Origin of the sequence: Streptomyces sp. NPDC055955 (genome assembly GCF_042270245.1) — a bacterium.
GTDB lineage: Bacteria > Actinomycetota > Actinomycetes > Streptomycetales > Streptomycetaceae > Streptomyces.
In genome coordinates this window covers 84,186-101,254 of the sequence record NZ_JBHJYS010000016.1, presented here as the reverse complement: position 1 = coordinate 101,254, position 17,069 = coordinate 84,186, and the positions used below count along the sequence as shown (strand labels likewise).

The 17,069-nt window shown below is 72.7% G+C and carries 16 protein-coding genes; 11 read left to right on the top strand and 5 right to left on the bottom strand.

Annotated features, from left to right (window positions below):
- The first annotated feature begins 8 nt into the window (after positions 1 to 8).
- The 8 genes from ACFC96_RS29070 to mug all read left to right on the top strand — a co-directional run bounded on the left by ACFC96_RS29070 (position 9) and on the right by mug (position 9,554).
- Entirely contained in the window at positions 9 to 2,576 is a 2,568-nt protein-coding gene (locus ACFC96_RS29070; protein WP_376614904.1) for an ABC transporter permease, read from the top strand.
- Between the two features lie 70 nt (positions 2,577 to 2,646).
- Positions 2,647 to 3,537 (top strand): LLM class F420-dependent oxidoreductase, encoded by an 891-nt coding sequence (locus tag ACFC96_RS29065; RefSeq protein ID WP_376263385.1) that lies wholly within the window; start codon positions 2,647 to 2,649, stop codon positions 3,535 to 3,537.
- Positions 3,538 to 3,605: 68 nt separating this feature from the next.
- Positions 3,606 to 4,031: a GNAT family N-acetyltransferase gene (locus ACFC96_RS29060; protein WP_376263388.1), complete on the top strand. Its 426-nt coding sequence runs from the start codon at positions 3,606 to 3,608 to the stop codon at positions 4,029 to 4,031.
- 191 nt (positions 4,032 to 4,222) lie between these two features.
- Positions 4,223 to 5,563, top strand: coding sequence for a hemolysin family protein (locus ACFC96_RS29055; protein WP_376263391.1), 1,341 nt, complete (start codon positions 4,223 to 4,225; stop codon positions 5,561 to 5,563).
- Positions 5,560 to 6,573 carry a hemolysin family protein gene (locus tag ACFC96_RS29050; protein ID WP_376614902.1) on the top strand — a complete coding sequence of 338 codons (1,014 nt, stop codon included), beginning with the start codon at positions 5,560 to 5,562 and terminating at the stop codon, positions 6,571 to 6,573. The genes ACFC96_RS29055 and ACFC96_RS29050 overlap by 4 nt, the downstream gene beginning before the upstream one ends.
- A gap of 79 nt (positions 6,574 to 6,652) precedes the next feature.
- On the top strand, positions 6,653 to 7,441 hold the full coding sequence (locus ACFC96_RS29045) for an SGNH/GDSL hydrolase family protein (RefSeq protein ID WP_376263397.1): 789 nt from the start codon (positions 6,653 to 6,655) through the stop codon (positions 7,439 to 7,441).
- A 104-nt stretch (positions 7,442 to 7,545) separates the two neighbouring features.
- Positions 7,546 to 8,988 (top strand): adenylosuccinate lyase, encoded by a 1,443-nt coding sequence (gene purB / locus ACFC96_RS29040; RefSeq protein WP_376263400.1) that lies wholly within the window; start codon positions 7,546 to 7,548, stop codon positions 8,986 to 8,988.
- Positions 8,985 to 9,554, top strand: a complete 570-nt coding sequence (gene mug / locus ACFC96_RS29035; RefSeq protein ID WP_376614997.1) for a G/U mismatch-specific DNA glycosylase — start codon at positions 8,985 to 8,987, stop codon at positions 9,552 to 9,554. Before purB ends, mug begins: the two co-directional genes overlap by 4 nt.
- Before the next feature lie 33 nt (positions 9,555 to 9,587).
- Here mug and ACFC96_RS29030 read toward each other — a convergent pair whose 3' ends face one another.
- The 4 genes from ACFC96_RS29030 to ACFC96_RS29015 all read right to left on the bottom strand — a co-directional run bounded on the left by ACFC96_RS29030 (position 9,588) and on the right by ACFC96_RS29015 (position 12,654).
- Positions 9,588 to 10,394, bottom strand: a complete 807-nt coding sequence (locus ACFC96_RS29030) for an SAM-dependent methyltransferase (protein ID WP_376614900.1) — start codon at positions 10,392 to 10,394, stop codon at positions 9,588 to 9,590.
- A 90-nt stretch (positions 10,395 to 10,484) separates the two neighbouring features.
- Positions 10,485 to 10,919 (bottom strand): hypothetical protein, encoded by a 435-nt coding sequence (locus tag ACFC96_RS29025; protein ID WP_376614898.1) that lies wholly within the window; start codon positions 10,917 to 10,919, stop codon positions 10,485 to 10,487.
- Positions 10,920 to 10,984: 65 nt separating this feature from the next.
- Positions 10,985 to 11,722, bottom strand: coding sequence for an ABC transporter permease (locus ACFC96_RS29020; RefSeq protein WP_376614896.1), 738 nt, complete (start codon positions 11,720 to 11,722; stop codon positions 10,985 to 10,987).
- A 2-nt stretch (positions 11,723 to 11,724) separates the two neighbouring features.
- Positions 11,725 to 12,654 carry an ATP-binding cassette domain-containing protein gene (locus ACFC96_RS29015; RefSeq protein WP_376614894.1) on the bottom strand — a complete coding sequence of 310 codons (930 nt, stop codon included), beginning with the start codon at positions 12,652 to 12,654 and terminating at the stop codon, positions 11,725 to 11,727.
- Positions 12,655 to 12,762: 108 nt separating this feature from the next.
- On the opposite strand from ACFC96_RS29015, the gene ACFC96_RS29010 reads away from it, so the two are divergent.
- The 3 genes from ACFC96_RS29010 (at position 12,763) to ACFC96_RS29000 (ending at position 15,959) form a co-directional block, all read left to right on the top strand.
- Positions 12,763 to 13,986: a sensor histidine kinase gene (locus ACFC96_RS29010; RefSeq protein ID WP_376614892.1), complete on the top strand. Its 1,224-nt coding sequence runs from the start codon at positions 12,763 to 12,765 to the stop codon at positions 13,984 to 13,986.
- A 45-nt stretch (positions 13,987 to 14,031) separates the two neighbouring features.
- Positions 14,032 to 14,682, top strand: a complete 651-nt coding sequence (locus tag ACFC96_RS29005; protein ID WP_376263417.1) for a response regulator — start codon at positions 14,032 to 14,034, stop codon at positions 14,680 to 14,682.
- A gap of 119 nt (positions 14,683 to 14,801) precedes the next feature.
- Positions 14,802 to 15,959 carry an ROK family transcriptional regulator gene (locus ACFC96_RS29000; protein WP_376263420.1) on the top strand — a complete coding sequence of 386 codons (1,158 nt, stop codon included), beginning with the start codon at positions 14,802 to 14,804 and terminating at the stop codon, positions 15,957 to 15,959.
- A 91-nt stretch (positions 15,960 to 16,050) separates the two neighbouring features.
- Here ACFC96_RS29000 and ACFC96_RS28995 read toward each other — a convergent pair whose 3' ends face one another.
- Complete coding sequence (locus ACFC96_RS28995; protein ID WP_376614890.1) at positions 16,051 to 16,818, bottom strand: GntR family transcriptional regulator; 768 nt, start codon at positions 16,816 to 16,818, stop codon at positions 16,051 to 16,053.
- Positions 16,819 to 17,069: the final 251 nt, after the last annotated feature.

Below are 17,069 nucleotides of genomic sequence, written 5' to 3'. Positions count from 1 at the left end.
GGGCCGCTGTGCTGAAGGCGACGCTCAGGAGTTTCCTCGCGCACAAGGGCCGGCTGGTCCTGTCGGGGCTTGCCATCGTTCTCTCGGTCGCGTTCGTGGCGGGCAGCCTGATCTTCTCGGACACGGTGACCCGCACCTTCGACCGGCTCTTCGCGTCCACGTCCGCCGACGTGCAGGTGAATCCGAAGCAGGACTCCCTCGGCGAGACGGTGCCGACCGGGGCCGTCGAGACGGTCCCCGCCCGGCTCGCCCGGCAGATCAGGTCCGTCGACGGCGTCGCCGCGGCCAGGATCGACGCCGCCGCCCAGAACATCACCGTCGTGGACGCCAGGCACGACTCGGTCGGCCCGACCAGCGGCGCACCCACCATCGCCACCAACTGGTACGTCACGGACCGCAGTCCGGTCCGCCTGACCTCGGGCCATGCCCCGCGCGGCAGTGGCGAGGCACTGCTCGACGCGGACACCGCCGACAAGAAGCACCTGCGCATCGGCGACTCCCTCACCGTCCTCGCGCAACCGGGCTCCTTCACCGTCCGGATCGTCGGCATCGCGACCTTCCGCACCACCAACCCCGGCGCCGCGCTCGTCTTCCTGGACACGGCGACGGCACAGGCGAAGCTGCTCGGCGGGACGGACCGCGCGACGAGCATCTCCGTGGACGCGGCGCCCGGGGTGAGCGACGCCGCGCTGAAGCGGCGGATCGCCCGACAGCTCGGTTCCGGCTACGACCTGAAGACCGCAAGCGAACAGGCCACGTCGGACGCGGCGGACCTCGGCCCGTTCCTCGACGTGATCAAGTACGTGATGCTGGGGTTCGCCGGGATCGCGGTCCTGGTCGGGATCTTCCTGATCGTGAACACGTTCTCGATGCTGATCGCGCAGCGCACCCGCGAGCTGGGACTGCTGCGCGCGCTCGGCGCCGACCGACGGCAGGTGCGCCGCTCCGTCCTGACCGAGGCGGTGCTGCTCGGCCTGGTGGGCTCGGTGCTCGGCCTCGCGGCGGGCATCGGGCTGGCGCTCGGCCTCATCAGACTCATGAGCGCGTTCGGGATGAACCTCAAGTCGACCGAGATCGTGATCGGCTGGGGGACGCCCGTCGCCGCGTTCGCGGTCGGCGTCGGGGTCACGTTCGTGGCCGCGTATCTGCCGTCGCGGCGAGCGTCCCGGGTCTCCCCCATGGCGGCGCTCGCGGACGCCGAGATCGCGGGTGCGGGACGGCCGCTGCGGGTGCGCGCGGTGACAGGAGCGGTGGTCGGCGTGGCGGGGACGGCCGCTCTCGCCGGCTGCGCCGCGGCCACGAAGACGGCGAGCGCCTCGCTGCTCCTGATGGCCGGCATCGTCCTGACGCTGCTGGCCATGGTGATCGCGGGCCCCTTGCTCGTACGTCCCGTGATCCGCGTCCTGGGCGGCGCGTTCCCGGCCGTGTTCGGCTCGGTGGGACGGCTGAGCCAGCGCAACGCGCTGCGCAACCCGCGGCGCACCGGGGCCACCGCGGCCGCGCTGATGGTCGGGCTCGCTCTGGTGGCGGGCATGTCCGTGGCCAGCGCGTCGATGAGCAAGTCGTTCGACGAGCAGATCGACAAGACCCTGGGCGCCGACTTCACCGTCCAGAATGCCAACTTCGCGCCCTTCCCCGAAGAAGTCACTGAAAAGATCCGCGCCACGAAAGGGGCGGGGCTCGTCGTGCGACAGCGGTTCGTGCCGCTCGCGGTGCGTCTGCCGGACGGCAAGCGCGTGAAGACGACGGCCGCGGGTTACGAGGCACAGCTCGACGACGTCGCGCACATCACGTACTCCCAGGGCGACTCGGCGGCCGCACTCGCCCCCGGGAAGGTCGCGATGGACGCGGAGTTCGCCAAGGAGCACCACGCGCGCGTGGGCACGGTGGTGCCCGTGGACCTGCCCGGCGGGCGCACGGACCGGCTCACCGTCGCGGCCCTCACCGACCAGGGCGGGGGCGACGGATTCGGCATGTCCGGCGGCCTGTTCATGGGGATGGGGACGCTGGAGACGTTCCTGCCCGACGGCCAGGACTCGGCGGTGTACGTGAACGCCGCCCCCGGCACGGGCGTGGACGTGCTCCGCGCCCGCCTGGAGAAGGCCCTCGATCCGTACCCACAGGTGCAGGTCCGCGACCTGGCCGACTACAAGAAGCTCGTGCACGACCAGATCGCGGTGCTGCTGTACCTCGTGTACGCGCTGGTCGGGCTCGCGATCGTCATCGCCGTCCTGGGCGTCGTCAACACCCTGGCCCTGTCGGTCGTCGAGCGGACGCGGGAGATCGGTCTGCTCCGCGCCATCGGGCTCTCCCGGCGCCAGTTGCGCCGGATGATCCGCCTGGAGTCCGTGGTGATCGCCGTGTTCGGCGCGGTGCTCGGGCTCACGCTCGGTGTCGTGTGGGGGCTGGCCATCCACGAGGTGCTCGCGCTCCAGGGCATGGAGGCGCTCGCCATCCCATGGGGCACGATCGTCACGGTCGTGGTCGGTTCGGTCGTCGTGGGGCTCGCGGCGGCGCTCCTTCCGGCGCTGCGCGCCTCGCGGATGAACGTGCTGGCGGCCATCGCCCACGAATGATGTACTCGCCGTACGGGCTCCCACCGACCAGCGCCGGCGAGTTCAACTCGCCCGATACCGAGGAGAGTTCATGAGTCGCGCGTTCCGCTTCGGCGTCAACATGGTCACCCCCGCGTCCGGCGACGAGTGGCGCAAGCGCTGCCGCAGGGCCGAGGAGCTCGACTACGACGTGATCCTCGTCGCCGACCACCTGGGCGTGCCCTCGCCGTTCCCCTCCCTGGTCGCCGCCGCCGAGGCGACCGAGCGTCCGCGAGTGGGCACGTTCGTCCTCAACGCCGGCTTCTGGAACCCGGTGCTCCTCGCCCGCGAGGTGGCGACCACGGACGCGCTCACCGGCGGCAGGCTCGAACTGGGGCTGGGCGCAGGATACGTACAGGCGGAGCACGAGGCGGCCGGGCTGCCGTGGGGGTCGCCCGGTGAGCGGGTGGACCATCTGCGGCACGTCGTGGAGGAGCTGGACCGGCTGCTCGGGTCCGACGAGCATCAGCCCCGGCCCGTGCAGCACCCCCGCCCGCCGCTCCTGATCGGCGGCAACGGCGACCGGATGCTGAAGCTGACGGCCGAGCACGCACAGATCGCGGCGTTCACCGGGGCGCGCTCGGTCCCCGGCCACCCGGGCGGGAAGCTCGAGCACCTCACCCCTGAGGAGCTGGACGAGCGCGTCGCCGTGTACCGGCGCTTCGCGGCGGGGCGCGCGGAGCCCGCCGAACTCAATCTGCTGATCCAGATGGTCACGGTGACCGACGACCGGCGGGCGGCGATCCGGCCGGTTCTCGAACACATCCCGCAGTTCACGGAGGACGAGGCGCTGGACCTGCCGCTGCTGCTCGTCGGCACGGTCCGTGAGATCGCGGACCAGGTGCGCGCGCAGCGCGACCGTTACGGGTTCACGTACCTCACGGTCCTGGAGCCGTACATGGAGGCGTTCGGTCCGGTCATCGAGGAGCTGCGGAAGGCCTGAGCCGGGGGTGCTGTCCACATCCTGAAAACGGCGCGCGGGCCCGGCCGCCCGATGATGGGATCGCCCCCATGGATGATCTTCGGATACGGGCCGCGACGCCCGACGACCTCGATGCCGCCCTCGCCTTCTGGAAGCTGGCCGCCGAGGGCACCAGCATCAGTGACGACCGCGCGGGCGTGGAGCGGCTCGTCGCCCGCGACCCCGAGTCGCTGCTGCTCGCCGAGCGCGACGGGGTGCTGGTGGGGACCGTCATCGCCGGCTTCGACGGGTGGCGCTGCCATCTGTACCGGCTGGCGGTGCATCCGGACGCGCGGCGGCGGGGTGTGGGGTCGGCGCTGCTCGCGGCCGCGGAGGAGCGGTTCGTACGGCTCGGCGGGCGGCGGGGCGACGCGATGGTCCTGGACCGCAACGAACGCGCGCAGCACGCGTGGCGCGCCGGGGGCTATGCGCCGGAGCCGCAGTGGACACGCTGGGTCAAGCACCTCACGGACTGACCTGCGCGGCATGGGCGGCGGCGCCCCGACCACACGGGCTTTGCCGATCCTTTACCATGGACGCTCCACCTGTCTTCCCCTTCTCCCGAAAGGTGTGAGCGTCCGCCCATGGGCGAGCCTCCCAGTACCCGGCGCCTGCGACATCGCGCGATACCCACCGCCCTGCCCGATCATGGGACGGAGGTGACCCGATGACCGAAGTGCTCCTGCTCGCCGTGGCGGTGCTGCTCTCGCTCGCCTGCGGTGCGTTCGTCGCTGCCGAGTTCTCCCTCACCACGGTCGAGCGTTCCGGCCTCGAGCGCGCCGTCGAGCGCGGTGAGCGGGGCGCCGCCGGTGCCCTCAAGGCCGTACGGAACCTGACCTTCCAGCTCTCCGGCGCCCAGCTCGGGATCACCGTGACCAATCTGGTCGTCGGCATGCTCGCCCAGCCGTCCATCGCCACACTGATCGCCGGCCCCCTGGAGGCTCTCGGGCTCTCCCGCTCCGCCGCCTCCTCGACCGCACTGGTCATCGGCACGGGCCTGTCCACCGTCTTCCTGATGGTCGTCGGTGAGCTCGTCCCCAAGAACTGGGCGATCTCGTCACCGCTGGCCGTCGCCAAGCGCGTCGCCACGCCGCAGCGCCTGTTCAGCGCCGCGTTCCGCCCCTTCATCACGCACCTGAACAACACCGCCAACCGGGCGGTGCGCCGCCTCGGCATGGAGCCCGCCGAGGAGCTGGCCTCCGCGCGCGGACCCCAGGAACTGGTGGCCCTGGCCCGGCACTCCGCCAAGGAGGGCGCCCTCGAGGCGGACACCGCCGAACTGTTCATGCGCACCCTGAACCTCGCGGACCTCACCGCGGAGAACGTGATGACGCCGCGCGTCCAGGTCGTGGCGCTCGACGCGCAGGCCACCTGCGAGGACGTGGCGAACGCGACCCGGGCCACGGGCCTGTCCCGGTTCCCCGTCTACCGCGGCAGCCTCGACTCGGTCGTCGGCGTCGCGCACATCAAGGACGTCCTCGCCGTGCCCGCCGAACTCCGGGGCCGCCGTCCCGTGTCCGACCTGATGCGCGAGCCGCTCCTCGTACCCGAGACCCTGACCGTCGACCGGCTCCTCGACCGGCTCTCCGGGAAGCGCACGATGGCCGTCGTCATCGACGAGTACGGCGGCACCGCCGGCGTCGCCACCGTGGAGGACATCGTCGAGGAGGTCGTCGGCGAGGTGCGGGACGAGCACGACCCGCACGAGACACCCGACCTCGCCCCGGCCGGCGTGGACGACGAGGGCCACGCCCTCTACTCCGCCGACGGAGCCGCCCGCACCGACCAGCTCCAGCGGGTCGGCCTGCGCGTCCCCCACGGCCCCTACGAGACGCTCGCCGGCCTGGTCGCCACCGAGCTCGGCCGGATCCCGGCCGTCGGTGACAGCGTCGAGGTCGCCGGATGGCGGCTCGACGTCGTGGACGCCGCGGGCCACCGCGCGGCCCGCGTCCTGCTGCACGCGCCGCTCACCGAGGGGTCCGACGACGTCCCGGAGGGGGACCGATGACCGTGATCCAGCTCCTGATCGGCCTGGCGACGCTCGTCGTCAACGCCTTCTTCGTGGGTGGCGAGTTCGCCCTGATCTCCGTACGCCGCAGCCAGATCGAACCGCACGCGGACGAGGGCGACCGGCGGGCGAAGAGCGTCCTGTGGGGCCTTCAGCACGTGTCGGCCCTGCTGGCCGCGGCGCAGCTCGGCATCACGCTGTGCACCCTGGTGCTCGGCATCGTCGCCGAACCCGCCATCGCCCATCTTCTGGAGCCGGTGTTCGACGCGGTCGGCGTGCCGCACGGTCTGATCCACCCGATCTCGTTCGTGATCGCGCTGACGGTGGCCACGTATCTGCACATGCTGCTCGGCGAGATGATCCCGAAGAACGTCGCGCTCGCCGAGCCGGTGCGCAGCGCGCTGCTGCTCGGTCCCCCGCTCGTGGCCTTGGCCAGGGCGCTGCGTCCCGTGATCTTCACCGTCAACGCCTTCGCGAACGGGCTGCTCAAGCTGTTGCGCGTCGACGTCAAGGACGAGGTGTCCGCGACGTTCTCGGACGACGAGCTGGCCCGTCTGGTCAAGGACTCGGGCGACGCGGGACTCATCGACGACCGCGCCCAGGAGCGCCTGCGCGACGCGCTCGAACTGGGCCGGCGCCCGGTCAGGGATGTCGTCCTGCCGCTGGAGCGGGTGGTCTACGCCCATGTGGGCGTCACACCCGAGCAGCTGGAGCGGCTGTCGGCCCGGTCGGGGTTCTCACGCTTCCCCGTCGTCGACGACAACCGCCGCATCGTCGGCTATCTGCATGTGAAGGACGCCCTGGACGCGTCGCCGCGCGATCTGCCGTTCCGCATTCCTGACATGCGGCCGATCGCACGCGTCCGCGAGACGACGCCGCTCGACGACGTCCTCTCGGCGATGCGCGGCAGCCGTACGCACGTGGCGGCGGTCCTCGGCGCCGACGGGCGGCTCGCCGGTCTGGTGACGATGGAGGACGTCCTTCGGGAGCTGTTCGGACAGCCGGTGTGATCTCGGCGCCGTGTGCCCGACGCCGGGCACACGGCGCCCCGTCGGGCGGCCCGGGGCCCGGGTTACCATCGCTTCCGCCATGCAGAAAAATGCCAACCACACCAGTTACAGCAGCCTCGTCACGATCGGTGATTCGTTCTCCGAGGGCATGTCCGACCTGCTGCCCGACGGCTCCTACCGCGGCTGGGCCGATGTACTGGCCGGCCGGATGGCGGCGCGCACCCCCGGGTTCCGCTACGCGAACCTCGCCGTGCGCGGCAAGCTCATCGGCCAGATCGTCGACGAGCAGGTGGACGTCGCGGCCGCGATGGGCGCCGATGTCATCACACTGGTGGGCGGCCTCAACGACACCCTGCGCCCCAAGGTCGACATGGGCCGGGTGCGCGGGCTCCTCGAAGAGGCCGTCGAGAAGCTCGCGCCGGCCTGTGAGCAGCTCGTCCTGATGCGCAGCCCCGGACGCAACGGGCCCGTGCTGGAGCGCTTCCGGCCGCGCATGGAGGAGCTGTTCGCCTGCATCGACGACCTCGCGGCGCGGCACGGCGCGGTGGTCGTGGACCTGTACGGGCCACCCGCCCTCGGTGACCCCCGCATGTGGGACGTGGACCGGCTGCATCTGACGGCGGAGGGGCACCGCCGGGTCGCCGAGGCCGTCTGGCAGGCGCTCGGCCACGAGCCCGAGGCCGACTGGCAGGCCGTGCTCCCGCCGACCGCGCCGCCGGGGTGGGGCACACGCAGGCTCGCCGACGTCCGCTTCGCCAAGCAGCACCTGGTCCCGTGGATCGGCCGCCGCCTGACGGGCCGCTCCTCCGGCGACGGCCGCCCGGCGAAGCGCCCCGAGCTGCTGCCGTACGAGGCTCCGCGCGGCTGACCTGCCGTGACGAGGGGGCGCGCGGCGGACGCCCCGCCCTCGTAGCTTCCGACGAACGGGACCCTGGCGCTGGCCTGCACGAATCGCCAGTAGAATCCGTACACGTGACTGCTGCGCCTGCAAAGCCCCGTATCCCGAATGTTCTCGCCGGACGCTACGCCTCCGCCGAGCTCGCCACTCTCTGGTCCCCCGAGCAGAAGGTGAAGCTGGAGCGTCAGCTCTGGCTCGCCGTGCTGCGCGCGCAGAAGGACCTCGGGATCGAGGTGCCGGACGCCGCACTCGCCGACTACGAGCGCGTCCTCGACCAGGTCGACCTGGCCTCCATCGCCGAGCGCGAGAAGGTCACGCGCCACGACGTGAAGGCCCGCATCGAGGAGTTCAACGCCCTCGCCGGCCATGAGCAGGTCCACAAGGGCATGACGTCCCGCGACCTGACGGAGAACGTCGAGCAGCTCCAGATCCGCCTCTCCCTCGAGCTGGTCCGCGACCGCGCCGTCGCCGTCCTCGCGCGCCTCGGCAAGCTGGCCGGCGAGTACGGCGAGCTGGTGATCGCGGGCCGTTCGCACAACGTCGCGGCGCAGGCCACGACCCTCGGCAAGCGCTTCGCGACCGCCACCGACGAGCTCCTCGTCGCGTACGCCCGGGTCGAGGAGCTGCTCTCCCGCTACCCGCTGCGCGGCATCAAGGGCCCCGTCGGCACCGCGCAGGACATGCTGGACCTGCTCGGCGGCGACGCGGCGAAGCTCGATGAGCTGGAGCAGCGCATCGCGGGCCACCTGGGCTTCTCGCAGGCGTTCACCTCGGTCGGCCAGGTCTACCCGCGCTCCCTCGACTACGAGGTCGTGACCGCACTCGTACAGCTCGCGGCCGCGCCGTCCTCGACCGCCAAGACGATCCGTCTGATGGCCGGGCACGAGCTCGTCACCGAGGGCTTCAAGCCGGGCCAGGTCGGCTCGTCCGCGATGCCGCACAAGATGAACACCCGCTCCTGCGAGCGCGTCAACGGCCTCATGGTCATCCTGCGCGGCTACGCGTCGATGACCGGGGAGCTGGCGGGCGACCAGTGGAACGAGGGCGACGTCTCCTGCTCCGTGGTGCGCCGCGTCGCGCTGCCGGACGCGTTCTTCGCGCTCGACGGTCTCCTGGAGACGTTCCTGACCGTGCTCGACGAGTTCGGCGCGTTCCCGGCCGTCGTCGCCCGCGAGCTGGACCGCTACCTGCCGTTCCTCGCCACGACGAAGGTCCTGATGGCCTCCGTTCGGGCGGGCGTCGGCCGCGAGGAGGCCCACGAGGCCATCAAGGAGAACGCCGTCGCGTCGGCCCTCGCCATGCGTGAGCAGGGCGCCGAGCGCAACGAGCTGCTCGACAAGCTCGCCGCGGACACCCGGATCCCGCTGGACCGCGCCGGGCTCGACGAGCTGATGGCCGACAAGCTGTCGTTCACGGGCGCCGCGAGCGACCAGGTAGCCACCGTCGTCGCGCGTGTCGAGGAGATCGTCAAGCAGCACCCGGAGGCCGCCGGTTACGCGCCCGGAGCGATCCTCTGACCCGGCTGTCCCCCGCGGACCTGGAGGCCGCCCGTGACCGCATCGTTCCCGATGTGGTCGCGAGCGGCCTCTCCGTGCTTTTCTGCGGGATCAACCCGGGCCTGATGACGGCGGCGACCGGCCACCACTTCGCGCGCCCCGGCAACCGCTTCTGGCCGGTGCTCCACCTCTCCGGGTTCACGCCCCGGCAGCTGGCCCCCGCCGAGCAGGAGGAACTCCTGTCGTACGGGCTCGGGATCACGAACGTCGTCGCGCGGGCCACGGCGCGAGCGGACGAGCTGAGCGCGAAGGAGTACCGCGACGGCGGCCGTCTGCTCACCGCCAAGGTGGAGCGGCTGCGGCCGCGCTGGCTCGCCGTCGTGGGCGTGACGGCGTACCGGTCGGCCTTCGGGGAGCCGAAGGCGAGGATCGGCCCGCAGGAGCGGATGATCGGCGGGACCCGGGTGTGGGCGCTGCCCAACCCCAGTGGTCTGAACGCGCATTGGACGGCGGCGACGATGGCCGAGGAGTACGGGCGGCTGCGCGCCGCCGCCTCGGGGGACGACGGCGCGGGGCTGCCCGGCTGACGCGGCGTGTGACGGGTCGCGTGGTGGCGTGCGTCAGGGCTTGCGGGCCACGACGCCGAACTGGGCGACGATCGGCGCCTCGTCGGCGTCGTCCGTCCGCCAGCGCGCGCAGGAGACGAGGCCCGGCTCCAGGACGTCGAGCCCGTCGAGGAAGCCCTCGATCTCGGCCCGGCCGCGTGCCGTGATCGGCGGCGTCGCGTTCTCGTTCCAGAAGCGCATCGCCGCCTCGTTTCCCTCGCCGCCCAGTTCCAGTGTGGGGTGCGTGAGCACGAGGTAGCTGCCCGAGGGGACCGCGCCCAGGAGGTGGCGCACGATGGACGTGGCCTCGGCGGTGTCGAGGACGAAGTTCAGGATGCCGAGCATCATGACGGCGACCGGCCGGCCGAGGTCGAGGGTGCCGGACGCGGCGCGCAGGATGGCCGCGGGGTCGCGCGCGTCCGCGTCCACATAGCTGGTGGCGCCCTCGTCCGTGCTGGTGAGGAGCGCCCGGGCGTGCGTGAGCACGATCGGGTCGTTGTCGACGTAGACGACGCGGGATTCGGGGGCGATGCGCTGGGCGACCTCGTGGGTGTTCTCCGCGGTGGGCAGGCCGGTGCCGATGTCGAGGTACTGGCGGATGCCTGCCCGGCCGGCGAGGTGGGTGACGGCCTTGCCGAGGAAGACCCGGTCGGCGCGCGCCACTTCGCCGATGCTGGGGTACATGGACGTGACCCGGTCGCCGACCTGTTGGTCCACCTCGTAGTGGTCCTTGCCGCCGAGCCAGTAGTTCCACACGCGGGCGTTGTGCGCGATGTGGGTCGCGGTCTGCTCCCCCGGCTGCTGCCCGCTCTGCTCGCTCACGTGCTCTCCCTCGCCTCGGTCGTGCCCTGCTCCGGTGCCAAGATCCCATGGTGGCACGGGAGTTCCCGCCCGCACGGCCGAGGCGCGTCGTCAGGGCGGGTCCACGTCCGTGACGGCGGCGACGAGCCTGAACGGCAGGTCCTCCGCGCCGAGCGGGATGCCCAGCACGATCCACCGCCCGTCGGCCTGCCACACCTGGACGTCCGGCACATACGCGCTGAGCGCGGCCCAGGGCTCCGGTATGTCCTCGCCGCCCTCGACGGCGCGCAGGCTGACGCTCCACAGACTGAACCACTGCGGCTCTCCCCAACGCTCGGTGAGCAACGAGGAGAGCCCGTCCCGGTCGGCGACCCACTGCTCCTGAGCGGCGCCCTTGAGGGCGGCCTCCTGGGGCTCGTCGCACGTCGCCAACTCCGCGATGTGATAGCCCGGTCCGCCGGAGCCCGCGTCCGATCTGCCGTGCTCCGCGGGGAACTCACGGGAGCGCAGCAGGTCGATCGTCGCGAGATGCTGTGCGGTGCTCATGACGTCCAGTAAAGCGGCCACCACTGACATCTGGCGGGGCGTCCGGCGGTTACGAGCCTCTGTCGTCACGCGTCCCTGCGGCGCAGCGCCCACCAGCCGGCGAGCAGCGCGGCCGCCGCCCACCCGGCGGTGACGGCGAGCCCGGTCCACGGCCCGAGCGTGCCGGCCGGGTCCTGGCGCAGGACCTGTTGTCCGGCGTGGTCCGGCAGGAAGTCGGCGACGGAGGCGGCCATGTCGCCCACGACGAAGGACACGATCAGGATGAACGGGATCAGCAGGCTCAGGACGGCGACCGCGCTGCGCAGGACGACGGTGAGACCGGCCGCGAACAGGGACATCAGCGCGAGGTAGAGGCCGCCTCCGACGCAGGCGCGCAGCGCGCCCGGATCACCGAGCCCGAGGGCGTAGGACCCCATGAACATCTGCCCGGAGAGGAAGGTGACGAACGAGGTGACCTGGCCCGCGACGACGGCGAGGGCGCCGACGACCGTCATCTTCGCGGCGTAGAGCAGGTTCCTGTCGGGGACCGCGGCGAGGGAGACGCGCAGGGCGCCGTTGAGGTACTCCGACGACACGGCCGTCGTGCCGAAGGCGATGGCCGCGATCTGGCCGAAGTTGAGTGCGTAGAAGGCTCCGAAAAGGAGGTCGGCGTCTTCGTTGTCGGCCTCGGCCTGCCCGACCGCGGCGGAGGCCAGGATGTTGATGGCGACGGTCGTGACGAAGACCGCGACGAGTGAGCCGGCGCTCGCGCGCACCGACCTCACCTTGATCCATTCGGAACGCAGCACGGCGGTGGTCGACATCGTCAGGCCTCCTGGAGGGGGGTCGCGGCGGACGCGAACTCGGTGGAGCCCGCGGTGAGGGCGAGATAGGCATCCTCCAAGGAGGCCGATTCGTCGGCGAGTTCGAGGACGGGGATGCCGTCCGTGGCGGCGAGCGCGCCGATCTCCTCGGCGCGCGCGCCCGCGACGGTCCAGCGGCCGTCGCCGGTCGCCACGGCTTCGAGTCCCTTGCGGCGAAGTGCGGCGTGCAGGCTCGCGGGGTCGGTGGTGCGGACGCGGACGCGCCGCTCGCTGTGCGCGTCGATGAAGTCCCGCATCGGGGTGTCGGCGAGCAGCCTGCCCCTGCCCAGGACGACGAGATGGTCGGCGAAGGTGGCGGTCTCGTTCATGAGGTGGCTGGAGACGAGGACCGTGCGGCCCTCGCGGGCGAGGCTCCGCATCAGTTCGCGGATCCAGATGATGCCTTCGGGGTCGAGGCCGTTGGACGGCTCGTCGAGCATCACGACCTGCGGGTCGCCGAGGAGCGCGGCGGCGATGCCGAGGCGCTGGCGCATGCCCAGCGAGAACGTCTTGATCCGGCGTCCGGCGACGGCCGCGATGCCGGCGAGCTCCAGGACCTCGTCGACCCGGCGTACCGGAATGCGGTTCGAGGCGGCAAGAACGCGGAGGTGGTCGCGGGCGGTACGGGAGCCGTGTGCTGCCTGGGCGTCGAGCAGGGCGCCGACCTCGCGCAGGGGTTCGCCGAGCGTCGTGTAGGGGCGGCCGCCGAGTGTGGCGGTGCCCGACGTGGGCCGGTCGAGCCCGAGGACGAGGCGCATGGTGGTGGACTTCCCCGCGCCGTTGGGGCCGAGGAATCCGGTGACCCGGCCGGGCCCGACACGGAACGTCAGGCGGTCCACCGCGCGGGTCGTGCCGTACTCCTTGGTGAGCTCTTGGACGTCGATGCTGGTCATGGCTCCAGCCTTCCGGCCGCGCCCCCGCCGGAACCTCCCCCGGGCGTGGAGAGCGTCTCCCCCATGAGGGGGAGCCGTCCGCACCCGCATCGCTGGCACGATGGCGGCATGTCCCGCCTCCTCGCGCCGCTGACCCGCGCGGTCACGTACACCCGCTGGCTGCACCTCCTCGTCGGCGCGATCATCGCCCTCGTGTGCGGGGCGGTGTACCCGGGGCTCACCAGGCCGGGATACGGGGACTGGCTCCTCATGCTGGTGACACCGGTCCCGCTCCTCCTGGGGGCCGCCGTGTTCCCCGTCGTGCGCAGGGCCGAGGGGCTGCAGGCCCGGCTGATGCTGTTCCCCGGTGCCCACGCGCGCGTGGACGGCGACGCGCGGGACGCGGGCGTCTCCGTGGCACCCTCGGCGTCATGGCGCGACCGGGGCAGGACCGCGGTGTGGCTGACGCTGCGTCTGTGGGCAGGCTGCGCGGTCGCGTTCGTGACCGGCCAGCTCATGGCTCTCGCCCTGGAACTGGTGGACGCCACGTCGGGCGGCCCCGCCGAACCCGAGTCCCTCGTCCCCGTACCGGGGTACGGCTGGGCGTACGCGCTGCTCGTGCCGGTGCCGCCGCTGGTGCTTGTGGGAGCGGTCGCGCTCGCCGGGCGCCTGATGGCCTCGGCCGCCCTCGCTCTGCTCGGGCCGTCGGCGGCGGAGCGTCTGGCCGCCCTGGAGGAGCGCACCGAGCAGCTGCTCGAACGCAATCGCATCGCCCGGGAACTCCACGACTCCATCGGGCACGCACTGACCGTCGCCGTCGTGCAGGCGGGCGCGGCGCGGGCGGCCGCCGATCCGGCGTTCACCGACCGCGCCCTGGACGCCATCGAGGAGACGGGCAGGGCGGCGCTGGAGGACTTGGAGCGCGTCCTGTTGGTGCTGCGCGAGTCGGAGCAGCCCGCGAGCCGCCGGCCCACGCTGACGGAGGCGGACCGCCTGCTGGACTCGGCGCGTGCCTCGGGCGCCGAGGTCGACGCGGAGGTGCTCGGCGCGCTGGACACAGTGCCCGGTCCCGTCTCCCGAGAGGGCTATCGCATTCTCCAGGAGGCGCTGACGAACGTGCTGCGTCACTCGGGGACCGTCCCGATCCGGGTCGCCGTCACGGTCGACGCCGCCCGCCTGTGGCTCGACGTGCGCAATCCCCTTCCCGCGGGCGCGCCGGTGAGCGGCGGCGGCGGTGGCAGCGGCAGCGGTCTGCGGGGCATCCGGGAGAGGGCGGCGCTTCTCGGCGGCCGGGCGCGGACCGGTCCCGAAGCGGGGCAGTGGCGGGTGCACGTCGAGCTGCCGCTCGGGTGATCCCCGCCCTCAGGTACGCCCCGGCGGCTCCCCTAGGCTGTCCGGATGCCGCTCACCGTGCTCCTTGTCGACGACGAACCGCTGGTCCGCGCCGGGTTGCGTGCCGTGCTCTCGGCGCAGCCGGACATCGAGGTCGTGGGCGAGGCGGCCGACGGCGCCGCGGTGATCCCGCTCGTCAGGCAGCTGCGTCCGGACGTCGTCGCGATGGATGTGCGTATGCCTCTCCTGGACGGGATCGAGGCCACGCGAGCGGTGCTGCGCAGTGTGCCCGAACCGCCCAAGATTTTGGTCATCACGACGTTCGAGAACGACGAGTACGTGTACGGGGCGCTGCGGGCGGGCGCCGACGGGTTCCTGCTGAAGCGGTCGCGGCCCACCGAGATCGTGAACGCGGTCCGGCTCGTGGCCGAGGGCGATTCCCTGCTGTTCCCCGCGGCAGTACGGCGGCTCGCGGCCGAGTACGGCAACAGGTCGGCACGCGAGGCGATGGACCGCGCCGCGCTCACGGAGCGGGAGGCGGACGTGCTGCGCCTGATGACGGGCGGTCTGTCCAACGCGGAGATCGCCGAGCGGCTCGTCGTGGGAACGGAGACGGTCAAGTCGCATGTGAGCGCGGTTCTCGCCAAGCTCGGGGCGCGGGACCGGACGCAGGCCGTCATCGCCGCGTACGAATCCGGTTTCGTCTCGCCCGGCTGAGCGTCCCCGCGACCCGCCCGGCTGAGCGTCCCGCGACGCAGAAGTGCACCCGCGCTCGCCGGTGTCCGCGGCGGCGAGTACGATCCGCCCAACACGCGCGCGAGCTGGGAGGACGGACGTTGGGGCGGCTGACCGGCGGGGACCCTTCCCTGCTACGGCGGATCAACTCCGCGGTGGTGCTGCATGCCCTGCGCGCCACGGATCTCGCGACGCTCACGGAGATCACCCGGGTCACCGGGCTGTCCCGGCCCACGGTCGAGGGCGTCGTCGAAGGGCTCATCGCGGCGGGGCTCGTCGTCGAGACGGCCGTCGACGACAGCGGGGCGCGGCGTCAGGGGCGGCCCGCGCGGCGGTTCCGCTTCCGGGCCGAGGCGGGACACCTGCTGGGCCTGGAGATCGGCCCGCACCGCGTGGCCGCCGTCCTGTCGGACCTGGACGGCAAGGTGCTCGGCACGGCCGCGAAGGACGTCGACGAGACCGCTCCGGCCGACGAGCGCATCGAGCGGCTGCGGACCGCGGTCGCGGACCTGCTGCGCCGCGCGGGCGTCGCCCGGAACTCGCTGCGGGCGGTCGGCGTCGGCAGCCCCGGCATCGTGGAGGCCGACGGCACCGTGCGCCTCGGTACCGCCCTGCCGGAGTGGACGGGGCTGCAGCTGGGCGAGCGGCTACGGCGCTCCTTCAAGTGCCCGGTCCTGGTGGAGAACGACGCGAACGCGGCTGCGGTGGCCGAGCACTGGAAGGGCGCGGCGACCGAGTCCGACGACATCGTGTTCGTGCTGGCGGGCCTCAGCCCGGGCGCCGGCGCGCTGATCGGCGGTCGGCTGCACCGCGGGTACGGCGGCGCGGCCGGGGAGATCGGCGCGCTGCACCTCCTGGGGCGCGAGGTGCGCCCCGAGACGCTGCTGTCGACGACGGACGAGCCGCTGCACCCGCTCGACGAGCAGGCCGTCGCGCAGGTCTTCGCTCTCGCGCGCCAGGGCGACGAGCGGGCCGGCGCGGCTGTCGACCGGTTCCTCCAGCGCCTGGTGCACGACGTGGCGGCGCTGGTGCTCGCCCTCGACCCGGAGCTGGTCGTCGTGGGCGGCTGGGCGGCCGGCCTGGACGGCGTACTGGAGCCGCTGCGACGGGAGTTGGCCCGCTACTGCCTGCGGCCGCCGCGCGTGGCCCTGTCGGTGCTGGGCGAGGCGGCGGTGGCGACCGGGGCGCTGCGGCTCGCGCTGGATCATGTCGAGGAGCAGCTGTTCGCCGTCGAGGGCACGGTCACGGCGCGCCGCTAGCGGGAGACGTGCAGACGCCGAAGGCCCACCGTGGAACATCACGGTGGGCCTTTCACGGAACACGACGCGCGCGGGTCTCGCCGCGCGTGGGTCAGGAGGCGCGGCGGTCGGGGCCGTGGTGGATCTCGACGCCGCCCGAGTCGCCGAAGGTGAGGCGGCAGGTGTCGGCTCGGTAGGTGGCCACGGAGACCGCGGCCGTCCCGCCCTCGCAGAAGAACCGGGTCGTGACGACGAGGACGGGCGCGCCGGGCAGCCGGTCGAGCTCCTTCGCGTCGTCGGCACGGGCCGAGCCCAGCTCGACGGCGCGGTCCTGGCCCTCGAGCCCGAGCCGCCCCAGTTCGCGGAGCACGACCCGCGCGCGCGAGGGCCCGGACGGGGCGTCTATGGCGGAGAGTTCGGGCACGGACGACGCCGGTACGTAGAGCAGTTCGGCGGCGACGGGCTGGCCGTGCGACACGCGCGTACGGCGCACCCGGTGGACGCGCTCGTCGGGCGCGGTGCCGAGGATGCGGGCCACGGCCGCCGGCGGTACCGCGGGCTCGCTGTCGACGGCCTGCCAGGCTTCACCGTCGGCGGCGCCGGGCCACTCCTGGTCGTCGGACGAGTCGACCGCCACGCCCACGCGCGGCGGGGCGACGGTGGTGCCGACGCCACGGCGGCGCTGGAGCCTGCCTTCGAGTTCGAGCTGTTCGAGCGCCTGGCGGAGCGTGGCACGGGCGACTCCGAAGCGGGCCGCGAGGTCCCGCTCGTTCGGCAGGATCTCTCCCACCGCGAACTCGGAGTCGAGTGCCTCGGTCAGCACGGTCTTGAGGTGCCAGTACTTCGGCTCCGGCGCCGTCTCCAACTGCGTGGTCCCCACCCTGTCCTCCGCAATCGCCGTGTCCCGGCGGCGTTTAGCGCCCTTGTTTATTAAAGGTTCCTGCACTATCTCTGCGAGGGTAGGCCCGCCCTACGACTTGGTCAAGACCAATCCTCGGTCCGCTCGGGGGCTCGCGGGGGCTTTGCCGCAGAGCGTTCACGGCGGTCGGCACAGCGTTCACGCCGCGTTCGCGAAACGACGAAAGCCCCCGCCCGGTCGGGGCGGGGGCTTCGGCACGGCCGGCGCCGTGG

What these genes read in the sequence shown, in the direction of transcription:
- ACFC96_RS29020 (WP_376614896.1), bottom strand. Translation starts at nt 11,722, where the DNA reads ATGTCGACCACCGCCGTGCTGCGTTCCGAATGGATCAAGGTGAGGTCG.
- ACFC96_RS29025 (WP_376614898.1), bottom strand. Translation starts at nt 10,919, where the DNA reads ATGAGCACCGCACAGCATCTCGCGACGATCGACCTGCTGCGCTCCCGT.
- ACFC96_RS29050 (WP_376614902.1), top strand. Translation starts at nt 5,560, where the DNA reads ATGACCGTGATCCAGCTCCTGATCGGCCTGGCGACGCTCGTCGTCAAC.
- ACFC96_RS29010 (WP_376614892.1), top strand. Translation starts at nt 12,763, where the DNA reads ATGTCCCGCCTCCTCGCGCCGCTGACCCGCGCGGTCACGTACACCCGC.
- ACFC96_RS29015 (WP_376614894.1), bottom strand. Translation starts at nt 12,654, where the DNA reads ATGACCAGCATCGACGTCCAAGAGCTCACCAAGGAGTACGGCACGACC.
- ACFC96_RS29055 (WP_376263391.1), top strand. Translation starts at nt 4,223, where the DNA reads ATGACCGAAGTGCTCCTGCTCGCCGTGGCGGTGCTGCTCTCGCTCGCC.
- ACFC96_RS29005 (WP_376263417.1), top strand. Translation starts at nt 14,032, where the DNA reads ATGCCGCTCACCGTGCTCCTTGTCGACGACGAACCGCTGGTCCGCGCC.
- ACFC96_RS29065 (WP_376263385.1), top strand. Translation starts at nt 2,647, where the DNA reads ATGAGTCGCGCGTTCCGCTTCGGCGTCAACATGGTCACCCCCGCGTCC.
- ACFC96_RS29045 (WP_376263397.1), top strand. Translation starts at nt 6,653, where the DNA reads ATGCAGAAAAATGCCAACCACACCAGTTACAGCAGCCTCGTCACGATC.
- ACFC96_RS29060 (WP_376263388.1), top strand. Translation starts at nt 3,606, where the DNA reads ATGGATGATCTTCGGATACGGGCCGCGACGCCCGACGACCTCGATGCC.